The 12,558-nt window shown below is 60.6% G+C and carries 13 protein-coding genes; 7 read left to right on the top strand and 6 right to left on the bottom strand.

Annotated features, from left to right (window positions below):
- Window positions 1-107 precede the first annotated feature (107 nt).
- A complete protein-coding gene (locus PSH81_RS20910) occupies window positions 108-1,724 on the top strand; it encodes an inorganic phosphate transporter (protein ID WP_192301052.1) in 1,617 nt (538 codons plus the stop codon).
- 49 nt (window positions 1,725-1,773) lie between these two features.
- Here PSH81_RS20910 and PSH81_RS20915 read toward each other — a convergent pair whose 3' ends face one another.
- The gene (locus PSH81_RS20915; RefSeq protein WP_192301051.1) at window positions 1,774-2,670 is read right to left on the bottom strand and encodes a LysR family transcriptional regulator; all 897 of its coding nucleotides are present in this window, start codon (window positions 2,668-2,670) and stop codon (window positions 1,774-1,776) included.
- 106 nt (window positions 2,671-2,776) lie between these two features.
- Here PSH81_RS20915 and PSH81_RS20920 point away from each other — a divergent pair, with 106 nt between their 5' ends.
- The gene (locus PSH81_RS20920; RefSeq protein ID WP_192301050.1) at window positions 2,777-3,535 is read left to right on the top strand and encodes an SDR family NAD(P)-dependent oxidoreductase; all 759 of its coding nucleotides are present in this window, start codon (window positions 2,777-2,779) and stop codon (window positions 3,533-3,535) included.
- Here PSH81_RS20920 and PSH81_RS20925 read toward each other — a convergent pair.
- On the bottom strand, window positions 3,434-3,946 hold the full coding sequence (locus PSH81_RS20925) for a multidrug/biocide efflux PACE transporter (RefSeq protein WP_226456199.1): 513 nt from the start codon (window positions 3,944-3,946) through the stop codon (window positions 3,434-3,436). The two genes, PSH81_RS20920 and PSH81_RS20925, sit on opposite strands and share 102 nt — an antisense overlap.
- A gap of 87 nt (window positions 3,947-4,033) precedes the next feature.
- Between PSH81_RS20925 and PSH81_RS20930 the strand changes: the two genes are divergently transcribed.
- Complete coding sequence (locus PSH81_RS20930; protein WP_192301048.1) at window positions 4,034-4,888, top strand: LysR family transcriptional regulator; 855 nt, start codon at window positions 4,034-4,036, stop codon at window positions 4,886-4,888.
- A 138-nt stretch (window positions 4,889-5,026) separates the two neighbouring features.
- On the opposite strand, the gene PSH81_RS20935 is transcribed toward PSH81_RS20930, so the two are convergent.
- Entirely contained in the window at window positions 5,027-5,506 is a 480-nt protein-coding gene (locus tag PSH81_RS20935) for an SRPBCC family protein (RefSeq protein ID WP_305391415.1), read from the bottom strand.
- 157 nt (window positions 5,507-5,663) lie between these two features.
- Here PSH81_RS20935 and PSH81_RS20940 point away from each other — a divergent pair, with 157 nt between their 5' ends.
- On the top strand, window positions 5,664-6,173 hold the full coding sequence (locus PSH81_RS20940; RefSeq protein ID WP_305391416.1) for a GNAT family N-acetyltransferase: 510 nt from the start codon (window positions 5,664-5,666) through the stop codon (window positions 6,171-6,173).
- A 101-nt stretch (window positions 6,174-6,274) separates the two neighbouring features.
- Here PSH81_RS20940 and PSH81_RS20945 read toward each other — a convergent pair whose 3' ends face one another.
- Complete coding sequence (locus tag PSH81_RS20945) at window positions 6,275-6,754, bottom strand: GyrI-like domain-containing protein (protein ID WP_226456203.1); 480 nt, start codon at window positions 6,752-6,754, stop codon at window positions 6,275-6,277.
- A gap of 196 nt (window positions 6,755-6,950) precedes the next feature.
- On the opposite strand from PSH81_RS20945, the gene alaC reads away from it, so the two are divergent.
- A complete protein-coding gene (gene alaC, locus PSH81_RS20950; protein WP_226456204.1) occupies window positions 6,951-8,162 on the top strand; it encodes an alanine transaminase in 1,212 nt (403 codons plus the stop codon).
- Window positions 8,163-8,322: 160 nt separating this feature from the next.
- On the opposite strand, the gene PSH81_RS20955 is transcribed toward alaC, so the two are convergent.
- Both PSH81_RS20955 and PSH81_RS20960 read right to left on the bottom strand, forming a co-directional pair.
- The gene (locus PSH81_RS20955) at window positions 8,323-9,675 is read right to left on the bottom strand and encodes a GntP family permease (protein ID WP_192301043.1); all 1,353 of its coding nucleotides are present in this window, start codon (window positions 9,673-9,675) and stop codon (window positions 8,323-8,325) included.
- A gap of 84 nt (window positions 9,676-9,759) precedes the next feature.
- Complete coding sequence (locus tag PSH81_RS20960) at window positions 9,760-10,293, bottom strand: gluconokinase (protein WP_305391417.1); 534 nt, start codon at window positions 10,291-10,293, stop codon at window positions 9,760-9,762.
- A 213-nt stretch (window positions 10,294-10,506) separates the two neighbouring features.
- Here PSH81_RS20960 and PSH81_RS20965 point away from each other — a divergent pair, with 213 nt between their 5' ends.
- Together PSH81_RS20965 and PSH81_RS20970 are read left to right on the top strand one after the other, a co-directional pair.
- Entirely contained in the window at window positions 10,507-11,538 is a 1,032-nt protein-coding gene (locus PSH81_RS20965) for a LacI family DNA-binding transcriptional regulator (RefSeq protein WP_192301070.1), read from the top strand.
- A gap of 389 nt (window positions 11,539-11,927) precedes the next feature.
- Window positions 11,928-12,344 (top strand): hypothetical protein, encoded by a 417-nt coding sequence (locus PSH81_RS20970; protein ID WP_305391418.1) that lies wholly within the window; start codon window positions 11,928-11,930, stop codon window positions 12,342-12,344.
- The last annotated feature ends 214 nt before the right edge of the window (window positions 12,345-12,558 follow it).

The following is a 12,558-nucleotide window of genomic DNA, read 5'->3' on the forward strand; positions in this document are numbered from 1 at the left end:
CTCGACCAGCGGCATCTTCAATCATTGAAACACTGACATATGGCAGCATCTCTGTAACATTCTGCAATGATCATGGGCAGCATCCCTCTCACACTGGATGCTCCGGCATGGCCACCCCTTCCCTGACTGCCTCCACGCACGCCTCCCCCGCAGACCCCAAACCCCGGCTGGACAAGAAGCCCAACCTGCTCACGGTGATCATTTTCTTCGCCGTGCTCGCCATGGGCCTGCTGTTCACCGCCTACAGCCTGATGCACGACATGCACGAACTGGGCACGGTGGTCACCACCTGGACCCCCTTCCTGCTGCTCGGCGTGGCGCTGTTGATCGCCCTGGGCTTCGAGTTCGTCAACGGCTTCCACGACACCGCCAACGCGGTGGCGACGGTGATCTACACCAACTCGCTGCCGCCGCATTTTGCGGTGGTGTGGTCGGGCTTTTTCAACTTCCTCGGCGTGCTGCTCTCCAGCGGTGCCGTGGCGTTCGGCATCATTGCCCTGCTGCCGGTGGAGCTGATTTTGCAGGTCGGCTCGTCGGCCGGTTTCGCGATGATCTTCGCCCTGCTGATCGCCGCGATCCTGTGGAACCTGGGCACCTGGTGGCTGGGTTTGCCGGCCTCGTCGTCCCACACCCTGATCGGCTCAATCATCGGCGTCGGCGTGGCGAATGCCTTGATGCACGGGCGTGACGGCACCAGCGGAGTGGATTGGGCCCAGGCCACCAAGATCGGTTACGCGCTGCTGCTGTCGCCGCTGATCGGCTTTGGCTTTGCCGCCCTGCTGTTGCTGGCCCTGCGCGCGTTTGTGAAGAACCGTTCGCTGTACAAGGCGCCGAAAGGCGACACCCCGCCGCCGTGGTGGATTCGCGGCATGCTGATCGCCACCTGCACCGGTGTGTCGTTCGCCCACGGCTCCAACGATGGGCAAAAAGGCATGGGCCTGATCATGCTGATCCTGGTGGGCACGTTGCCGATGGCCTACGCGCTGAACCGCACCATGCCCGCCGAGCAATCCTTACAATTCGCCGCCGTGGCCGAAGTGACTCAAGTCGCGCTGGCGAAAAGCGCGCCGCAGGCATTGCCGGGCAACCCGCGGCCGATTCTGTCGGCGTACGTCAGTACCAAGGAAGTCACTCCGCAACTGATCCCGGCCCTCGCCGCCCTCGCCGGGCAGATCGGCGAGCAGGTCAAAGGCTACGGCTCCCTGGCCAAGGTCCCCGCCGAAGCGGTGGGCAACGTGCGTAACGACATGTACCTGACCAGCGAAACCATTCGCTTGATGGACAAGGGCAAGGTCGGCAATTTCGACGCCGATACCCAAAGCAAGCTGCAACTGTTCAAGCAACAGATCGACAACTCCACGCGCTTTATCCCGCTGTGGGTGAAGATCGCCGTGGCCATCGCCCTCGGCCTGGGCACCATGGTCGGCTGGAAACGCATCGTGGTGACGGTGGGCGAGAAGATCGGCAAGACCCACATGACCTATGCTCAAGGGGCTTCGGCGGAAACCGTGGCGATGCTGACCATCGGCGCGGCGGATATGTTTGGCTTGCCGGTGTCGACCACCCATGTGTTGTCGTCCGGTGTGGCGGGAACCATGGTGGCCAATGGCGGCGGGTTGCAGATGAAGACCATCCGCAATCTGTTGATGGCGTGGGTGTTGACGTTGCCGGCGGCGATTGTGTTGTCGGGCAGCCTCTACTGGCTATTCACCAAACTCTTCTGACCCGGCAGAGGGTAAAAATGTGGGAGGGGCAAGCCACCTCCCACATTGGCTACAACTGCGACTGTAAAAGAGTGGCCAACCAATCCATGAATACCCGCACTCGCTGCGGCAAGTGCCGCTGACCGGCGTACAGCAACGACACATCCAACGGCGGCGCCGGGTAATCGGGCAACACCGCCACCAGTTCCCCACTGGCCAGCAACTCGCGAATCCCCAGGGCCGGCACCTGAGTAATCCCAAACCCGCCCAGGCACGCCACCCGGTACGCGTCGGTGCTGTTGACCGTGACCCGCCCGGCCATGGGAATGCGCTGCACCTTGTTGCCCTGTTGGTACTCGAACCCCGCCGAACGTGAGCCCAACGGGCGCACATAATGCACCAGGTGATGATGCGCGAGGTCGGCCAGCGTCTGGGGCACGCCATACCGTTGCAAGTACGCCGCGCTGGCGCAGTTGATCATCGGCAGGCGGCACAGCAGCCGCGCGACGACGGTCTGGTCCGGCTGCGCGCCGACGCGCAGTACGCAATCGAAGCCTTCGGCGAGCAGGTCGACCTGGCGGTCGGTGCTGCTGATTTCCAGTTCGATCAACGGGTGCGCATCCATGAATTCGGGCAGGCGCGGCAGGATCAATTCCCGTGCCATCACGTTGGGCATGTCCACGCGAATGCGCCCGCTCAGTTGCGCTTCATCCTGGCGGAACAGCCCTTCCAGCTCGTCCATGTGCGCCAGCAAGTCCTTGCTGCGCTCATACAACACGCGACCGTCCTGGGTCGCCTGGACCTTGCGCGTGGTGCGCTGCAGCAGGCGCGTGCCGAGCAGTTCTTCCAGCGCCTGTACATGCTCGGACACGGTGGAGCGCGGCAGCCCCAGGCTCTCGCCCGCGCCGGTGAAACTCGACAGTTCGGTAACGCGCACAAAGGTGCGCAACAGCTCAAGTTTGTTCATGGGATTGTTCGCTTTATCCGGCCAGTGATTCCGGTATAGCGCTGTTTATCACGTAATGACCGGACAAATACACTCAATCCCACTGACCACCCGAGAGGATTGCACCATGACCCGTAAAATCGCATTGATCACCGGCGCCAGCCGTGGCCTGGGCAAAAGCACCGCGCTGCACCTGGCAGCACAAGGCGTCGACATCATTGGCACCTACCACAGTGCTGCCGCCGAAGCCCAGGCGGTGGCCGAGCAGATCCAGGCGCTGGGCGGCCGTGCCGCGATGCTGCAACTGGATGTGGGCCAAAGCGCGACCTTCAATGATTTTGTTGGCGACGTCGGCACTTTGCTCAAGGATGTTTTCGCACAGGAGCGCTTCGATTTTCTGATCAATAACGCCGGCATCGGCGCCCATGCCAGCTTTGCCGAGACCACCGAGGCGCAGTTCGACCAACTGCTGGCGATCCAATTCAAAGGTCCATTCTTCCTGACCCAGAAGCTGCTGCCGCTGATCCGCGACGGTGGTCGCATTCTCAATATTTCCAGCGGCCTGGCGCGCTTCAGCCTGCCGGGTTATGCCGCGTATGCCGCGATGAAAGGCGCAATGGAAGTGCTCACGCGCTATCAGGCCAAGGAGTTGGGCGGTCGCGGCATCAGCGTGAACATCCTTGCACCGGGTGCCATCGAGACCGATTTCGGCGGCGGCGCCGTGCGTGACAACGCCGCATTGAACACGATGGTCGCCAACAATACCGCCCTGGGTCGCGCCGGTTTACCGGACGATATTGGCGGGGCCATTTCCCTCTTGCTGGCCGACGGCAGCCACTGGATCACCGGGCAGCGCATCGAGGCCTCGGGCGGCATGTTTCTGTAGGAACTTGTCACGCAGCACGTCATAGACCCAGTGATAGACATAGGTGTACGGCAGGAAGAACAGCAGTACACCGATGTCGAGGATAAACGCGTCCATCAAGCTGATGTTCAGCCACGCCGCGATCAACGGCACACACACCAGGATCAGCCCGCCTTCGAACATCAGCGCATGCAGCACCCGCGTGCCGCTGTTGTTGGCCAGTTGCAGACGCGCCTTGAGGCGGTCGAACAGGCTGTTGAAAATGATGTTCCAGGTCAGCGCCAACAGGCTGATCCCCAGCGTGACAGCGCCCATCTCCAACGCCGGCCGGCCGGTGATCCACACCAGCAACGGGGTGCAGATCAACAAGGCCAGGCCTTCAAAACCCAGGGCTTGGCACACACGTTCAGTCATCGATTTGGTAGGGGTCATGGCCCGGCTCCGTGAGTGAAGACGTTGCCATCATTACCCCTTGTGCCGATACTTCATAACCAATAACCATCGATCAAGGCGATAGTCATGGCCTCACATGAAGTGCTCCAGGCGTTTGTCCAGGCGGCGACCCAGGGCTCGTTTTCGGCGGCGGCGCGCAAGCTGGGCAAGAGCCAATCGACGGTCAGCGCGGCGGTGGCGAGCCTGGAGATCGACCTGGACGTGGTGCTGTTTGATCGCAGCAGCCGCAAGCCAACGCTGACCCCGGCCGGGCATGTGTTGCTGCAACGCGCCGAACAGGTGCTGGAAGCCAGCAGCCGCCTGGAATTGGCGGCGAGCCAGTTGTCCCAGGGCCTGGAGCCGAAGCTGACGATTGCGATGTCCGACACCTACCAGTCCGACCGCTTTGAAGTTGCCCTCAGTGCGTTTGAACAGCGTTATCCGGACCTTGAACTGGAATGCTTGATCGCCGAGTGCGAAGACTTGATCGCCCTGGTACAGAGTGGCCGGGCGCAGATCGCGTTTATCGAACAACAGGAGACTTACCCGCCCGACCTCACCGGCGCGCCAGTGCAAGAGCGCACGGAAATCGCCCTGTTTGCCGCGCCCGAACATCCGCTGGCCAGGCTGAAAAGCATCCCCGTCGACACCCTGCGCCAACACCGCGAACTGCGCCTGGCGAGCATCATCAACCCGACTGAAACCCGTGCCAGCGGGCGGGTGTGGTCGGCGCCCAGTTACTTGATGTTGATGGAGATGGCCCAGCTCGGCTTTGGCTGGGCACCGCTGCCGCGCTGGCTGGTGGAGCGTTTTGACGGCGGCCGCCTGGTGGAGCTCAAGGCCCGCAGCTGGCCGCGGTCGGTGGCGGTGGATGCCCTGTGGTCCCGCCACCACCCGCCGGGGCCGGCGGGGAGCTGGTTACTGGGCAAGATGTTGGAGTGATGCCCGAATATGCTGGGCGCAACAATGCAGAGCAAATGTGTCGAGCTTTGGCGAGGCTGCGAAGGCGGCGGCACTGTTGGCGGATATGCTGCCCCTCAACCATAGAATCTCCCACAGTGTTGATTGCCTACAGCCTGGTCAATCGCGCATGCCGGTTGTGACCAGCGTCACCAAGCGATCCAGGCTCTGGCCCCAGCCGTCATGAAAGCCCATCGCTTCATGCGCCTGTTTATCCTCAGTACTCCAATGCATCGCCCGCGCGGTATAGAGCGTCTTGTTGCCTTCGACCTCCTGCAACGTCACTTCTGCGGTCATGAACGCCTTGCCCGAGGGGATCCACCCCGGCCTGAACGCATCGGTAAACACCAGCCGCTGGGGCGCGACGATTTCCAGGAACACGCCCTCGGTCGGGTATTCGCTGCCGTCCGGCGCGCGCATCAGGGTGCGAAACAGCCCACCGACCCACAGGTTCATTTCGCATTCGGGGGTGGTCATGCCGTGGGGGCCCCACCATTGTTGCAACAGCGCCGGCTCGGTCCAGGCGCGGAACACTCGGCTGCGGGGCGCGTCGATCACACGGCTGATGGACAACTCAAATTCGGCAGGTTGGGTAGACATGGAATAAACCTCCTGAGTCTTATGTTTGTTGTGTTCAGAGAGTCAACGGTGCAAGGCATTCACTATAGTTCGCAGCGCCGGGAGGTGGCACTCGACCAGACCGGCGCCAAACCCGCTAGAATCCGCGCCTCTTTGTAGTATTTGGGATGCAGCCCCGATGGAAACCCGCCTCGTCCCCTATGAGACGTTGAGCATGTTGCAAAAACAGCAGCTCGACAGCCTGCAAGTGCACCCCGAACAGCTGCCGTTTTGCGGCGACATCTACTGCGCGCTGAACAGCCTGCGGGTCAATCCCAACCCTGGCATCAAAGGCTTCGCCCTCCTCGCAGACGACCAGCCCGTGGCTTTCCTGCTGCTCAAACGCCCGCCGTGCCTGCCCCATTGGGCCGACGAGCACAGCGCCACGCTGCATGCGCTGCAAGTCGATCGTGGCCAACAAGGGCGCGGGTTTGGCAAGGCGTGCTTGCAGGCGCTGCCCGCTGCGGCGTTGCTGGCGTGGCCGCAGATCAAGGGGATCGAGTTGTCGGTGGACACCGAAAATGTGGCGGCAATGGGCTTGTATCTTGGAGCTGGATGGGTGGATTGCGGGGAGGCGTACAAGGCGCGGGTGGGGTATGAGCGCAGGTTGAAATGCGCCATTGCCGAGTCAACGACGCTAGACCTGTAGCGAGGGAGCTTGCTCCCGTTGGGGCACGAAGCGTCCCCCAGCGAGGGGCCTGCTGCGCAGTCCAGCGCCAGCAGGCGCCCTCGCCACAGAGATCGATGGGTTTACTTGGGCTCCACCGGCAGCCAGACCTCCACCGTCCCCGTGCCCTTCGTCACATCAAAATCCGCGCTGTAACGCTCGAAATCCGGCCCCGCCACCTTGAAGCCCGAGTGCGGCAACCACTCGAACATGATGCGTTCATAGGTCTGCTCCAGCGCCTGTACCGGCCCGTAATGCGGGAACACGGCGTAGTGATGGGCTGGGATTTCAACGGTTTCGAAGTTACCGGGCACATCGCTTTTACGCGGCACTTCCACCCCGGCCATGTAGTCGAACTCGCCGTGGTTGGGGTTATGGCACACCCCGTAAGTCACGCCGCCGACGCGTTGCTTGATGTCTTTGATGCAGGTGTCGAACAACTCCCACAATTTGGGAATATCACCCACGGTGGCCTTCGAATAACGCCCTTGTACACCGGCGATCACCAGGGCTTTACCCTCTTCCATGCGTGGCTCTAACGGTTGTGTTGTGTGCTGATCCATTGGAACAGTCTCCTTCTTATGGGGGAACAAACCCGCATCGAGTATAGGGCTATATCGACGCTGCACTCCAAGCAGAAAATTTTCCTACGCATCTGGACAACTGGCCATCATCGACCGTATTGTCTGCCCCGCAGGCCACCGCAGTGGCCAACGTCGCTCGGACGGTTCCGGGCGCTTACGTACTCTCGAGGCAACAATGGCCGACCAAGGTTCGCCGCGCCGCTTTGCGCGCATAGATCGACTCCCCCCTTACGTTTTCAATATCACTGCCGAGCTGAAGATGGCTGCGCGTCGGCGCGGCGAAGACATCATCGACTTGAGCATGGGCAACCCCGACGGCCCCACGCCGCCGCACATTGTCGAGAAACTCGTACAAGTGGCCCAGCGTGAAGACACCCACGGCTACTCCACCTCCAAAGGCATTCCGCGTCTGCGCCGGGCGATTTCGCGCTGGTACAAGGACCGTTATGAAGTGGACATCGACCCCGAGTCGGAAGCCATCGTGACCATCGGTTCCAAGGAAGGCCTGGCGCACTTGATGCTGGCCACCCTGGACCAGGGCGACACCGTGTTGGTGCCCAACCCCAGCTACCCGATCCACATCTACGGTGCCGTGATTGCCGGCGCCCAGGTGCGCTCGGTGCCGCTGATTCCCGGCGTGGATTTCTTCGCCGAACTGGAACGGGCGATTCGCGGCTCGATCCCCAAGCCAAAGATGATGATCCTGGGCTTTCCGTCCAACCCCACCGCGCAGTGCGTGGAGCTGGACTTCTTCGAGCGCGTGATCGCCCTGGCCAAGCAATATGACGTGCTGGTGATCCACGACCTGGCCTACGCCGACATCGTCTACGACGGCTGGAAAGCCCCGTCGATCATGCAAGTGCCTGGTGCCAAGGACATTGCGGTGGAGTTCTTCACCCTGTCCAAGAGCTACAACATGGCCGGCTGGCGCATCGGTTTCATGGTGGGCAACCCGGAACTGGTCAACGCCCTGGCGCGCATCAAGAGCTACCACGACTACGGCACCTTCACCCCGCTGCAAGTGGCGGCGATTGCCGCGCTGGAAGGCGACCAACAGTGCGTGAAGGACATTGCCGAGCAGTATCGCCAGCGCCGCAACGTGCTGGTCAAGGGCCTGCATGAACTGGGCTGGATGGTGGAAAATCCAAAGGCATCGATGTACGTCTGGGCGAAGATTCCCGAGGCGTATGCCGAAATGGGCTCGCTGGAATTTGCCAAGAAGCTGCTGCTGGAGGCGAAGGTGTGTGTGTCGCCGGGCATCGGCTTTGGTGAGTATGGCGACGATCATGTGCGCTTTGCGCTGATCGAGAACCAGGACCGGATACGGCAGGCGGTGCGGGGGATTCGCGGGATGTTTCGTGCGGATGGGTTGGTCACCAAGGCCTGACCCAATCCCCCTGTAGGAATATGGTCAAAACTGTGGGAGCGGGCTTGCTCGCGAAGGCGGTGGATCAGTCAATGTATTGGGTGACTGATCCACCGCCTTCGCGAGCAAGCCCGCTCCCACATTTGGATTGGGTTTGCACCCTGCCCTTGTGGTGTGTCGGTTAGACCACCAGCGACAACAGCATGATGAAGATCAGTGCCACCACAGACAGGATCGTCTCCATCGCCGTCCACGTCTTGAACGTTTCCGCCACGGTCATGTTGAAGTACTGCTTCACCAGCCAGAAGCCCGCATCGTTGACGTGCGACAGGATCAACGACCCCGCCCCCGTCGCCAGCACCAGCAGCTCACGGTTAACCCCTGGAATCATCCCCACCACCGGCACCACGATGCCCGCGCCAGTAATGGTCGCCACGGTCGCCGAACCGGTCGCCACGCGGATCACCGCCGCCACCAGCCACGCCAGCAGGATCGGGTTGATCTGTGCGTTCACCGCCATATGGCCGATCACGTCGCCCACACCACTGGTCACCAGCATCTGCTTGAAGCCACCACCGGCACCGATGATCAGGATGATCGCGGCGGTCGGCGCAAGGCTGGCGTCGAGCAACTTGAGGATCTGCTTGGAGTGAATGCCCTGGCGATGGCCAAAGGTGTACAGCGACAGCAGCAACGCCAGCAACAGCGCGGAGATCGGGTGACCGATCATGTCCATCCAGTTGCGCACGATATGGCCGTCCGGCAGACCGATGTCGGCAAAGGTTTTCAGCAACATCAGGAACACCGGCAGCAGCACGGTGATCAGGGTGATGCTGAAGCTCGGCAGCGACTTGTGTTGCGACTCGCGGGCCAGTTGATCGACCAGTTCCTGGGACGGATTGCCCGGGATGTACTTGGCGATAAACGTACCGAAGATCGGGCCGGCAATGATGGCGGTCGGCAGTGCCACGATCAGGCCGTACAGGATGGTCTTGCCGATGTCCGCGCCAAACACGCCGATGGCCAGCAGCGGGCCCGGGTGCGGTGGCACCAGGCCGTGCACCGCCGAGAGGCCGGCGAGCAGCGGGATGCCGATCTTGATCAGCGACACGCCGGTGCGGCGCGCGACGATGAATACCAGCGGGATCAGCAGTACAAAACCGATCTCGAAAAACAGCGGGATGCCCACCAGGAACGCGGCGAACATCATGGCCCACTGGACCTTTTCCTTGCCGAAGGCACGGATCAGGGTCTGGGCGATCTGATCGGCACCACCGGATTCAGCCATCATCTTGCCGAGCATCGTACCCAGCGCGAGGATAATGCCGACAAAGCCGAGCACACCGCCGAAGCCGTCCTGGAACGCCTTGATGATCTTGTCCACGGGCATGCCCGAGGTCAGGCCGAGGAAGCCGGCCGCGATGATCAGTGCAATGAACGGATGAACCTTGAACTTGGTGATCAGAACGATCAACCCGATGATAGTGACCACTGCATCTAGCAGCAGGTAGGACTCGTGGGACATGCCAAACATGGGGGGTCTCTCCTGTTTGTTGTTGTTATTAAAGCGGGTGTTGAATTTCCTGCCGTAGATAGCGCTATCTTTTCCGGCAAAAAATCACTTGGAAGGTTCGAAGCCGTGTTGCAGCCACCAGGCATGGGCCTGCTCGGCCAATTGCTCGACGCTGTCGACGCTGGCGTTGAGGGCCAGGGTCAGCGGCTCGCCCACGGGTGATTCAAGGGTGGCGAACTGGCTGTCGATCAGGCTTGCCGGCATGAAATGGCCGGGGCGATGGGACACGCGGTCGGACGCCACTTCACGGCTCAACTCCAGAAACACGAAACCCAGGCCCGGCGCGGCTTCGCGCAGGTGGTCGCGGTATTTCTTCTTGAGGGCTGAACAGGTGAGCACCGGGTGTTCGCCGGCTTTTAGCGAACGGCGCAGTTCATCGCAAAGGATGTCGAGCCAGCCGGCGCGGTCGTCGTCGTTGAGGGGGTGGCCGGCGCTCATCTTTTCGATGTTGGCGGCAGGGTGGAAGCTGTCGCCTTCGATGGCGGTAGCGCCGTTCAGACGGCACACGGCTTCGCTGACGCTGGTCTTGCCACAGCCAGCAACACCCATGATGACCAGGGCAGTAACAGGTTGACTCATGAAACACCTCAGGACGCAGATAGCGCTACCTTTGCACGCTGTAAGGCTAGTGCAAAAACAGGCTTTTCCCGCGCCGTCTTGTCTTTTTTTATGGAGTGACGCGTGCATCCGCTCCAAGCGTTTGAACAGGATCAGGCAACCCTTTGTTCAAGAATTTGCAGCCTTTTGGAGACAGCGCTACCTTAGTGCCTCGATTTTTGTTTGGCAAGCCGCCTGATGACCTCCAAGAACGATAAAAAATTGCGCACCACGGGTCGCCCGACCCTCAACGAAGTCGCCCGCCTCGCTGGCGTCAGCCCGATTACCGCCTCCCGCGCCCTGCGCGGCATCAGCACCGTAGCGACAGAGCTGGTCGAAAAAGTCCAGCACGCCGCTGCCGAGTTGAATTACGTGGTCAACCCCGCCGCCCGCGCCCTGGCTTCGGCCCAGAGCCATTCGGTGGTGGTGATCGTGCCGTCGCTGTCCAACCTGCTGTTTATCGAAACCCTCGAAGCCATCCACCAAGTGCTGCGGCCCAAAGGTTTTGAAGTGCTGATCGGCAACTCCCACTATTCGCGCGACGAAGAAGAAAACCTGCTGCGCAACTACATGGCCTACCAGCCACGGGGTTTGCTGCTGACCGGCTTCGACCGGACCGAGAGCGCCCGACGGATGGTCGAGAGCAGCAATGTTCCCTGCGTGTACATGATGGACCTGGACCCGAATGCCGGCGTGAACTGCGTGGGTTTCTCGCAGCTGGCGGCGGGTGAAACGGCGGCGGCGCACCTGCTGGCCCGTGGGCGCAAGCGCCTGGCGTATATAGGCGCACAACTGGACCAACGCACCCTGCTGCGTGGCGAAGGTTTCCGCCGCGCACTGCAACAGGCCGGCCTGTACGACCCGGCGCTGGAAGTGCTGACGCCACGCCCGTCCTCCGTGGGCCTGGGCGGCGAACTGTTCCTGCAGTTGCTGGCCGCCCATCCCGATGTGGACGCGATCTTCTTCGGCAATGACGACCTGGCCCAGGGCGCTCTGCTTGAAGCCCTGCGCCACGGCATCAAGGTGCCGGAACGCGTGGCGGTGCTGGGTTTCAACGACTTGCCGTCGTCATCGTTCATGGTGCCGCGCCTGAGCAGCATCAGCACGCCGCGTGAAGCGATTGGTCGGCGTTCAGCGGAGCATCTGTTGACGATCATGGCGGGGAACAAGGTGGCCAAGCCGGTGGTGGATATGGGCTTTGAGTTGCAGGTGCGCGAAAGTACCTGACGCTCAAAAGCCGAGCACACTAAACCTGTGGGAGGGTACTTGCCGCCGAGTGCTGAGTATCCGTCACTGCACCAGATACTTGACCCACCGCTTAGTGCGCCGTCGGCTGCGCTGGCGCGGCTTGCATCAACCACTGGATTCATTTCTAAGCGCTAGAGTCTCATCACCTCCTGACTCACCCGAGCACTAAAAGCAGCCAATAGAAACTTGCAATAGTTAAATAAAAAAGCACCACCACCCACTCACATATAAAAACCTTAAACCATACGTTAAGAGACAGGTGGCTACCACTGTCAAGTATGACAGTAGACACACCACGCTCGCCGCCTATACTCGCACCATCTCCCAATAGAGATAAACCTCCATAAAAAGCATAAGAGAGATCCACCATGAACACCACACCAAACAAAAACCCTAAGTTCAGAGGTTACTTCAACGTAACTAAATCGCCCTTCGGCTCTTTTAGTGCCACAGAATATTATTTCATGGCCAGTGGGGTCATGATCGTGACGGGATCAACAACACTTCCATCTGGCGATAAGATCCTGATTGAACTCAACGTCGTACTCGCGCATGGTACGTCTAAGGGAGATTTCCAAGTGACCGATGGCGATGGCAGGCCGTGGGCCTTTGGCATTCGTATCGACAGTAATGGCGGTGGAGTTTTCTATAACGCCGACTCTGGCTCTTACGAAATGATTTACATCGAAAAGGCATCGCACCTAACGGGAAAACTCAACTTCATATCAAACAGCGCCGGGACTGATAATGAGTTTGAAGCCGAGTACAACATTACGCCCACTTAGAAACACAAGCATCTTTTCAACAATGCCTTTATCAGATGAGAGTAGCGACACTCAGTTTATCAAGCACGTCGCAACCTCGCTAAACTATATGACTATTGGCAATAAGACGTGGCCACCGACGGGACACGTCTTGCCGAAATCATCGCGCCACATCCCTCAATGCACTCCGAACTCATAGACGGCATGAGAGCATCCATCGCGAGCGCATCCGTAA

Source organism: Pseudomonas sp. FP2335, assembly GCF_030687535.1.
Classification (GTDB): domain Bacteria; phylum Pseudomonadota; class Gammaproteobacteria; order Pseudomonadales; family Pseudomonadaceae; genus Aquipseudomonas.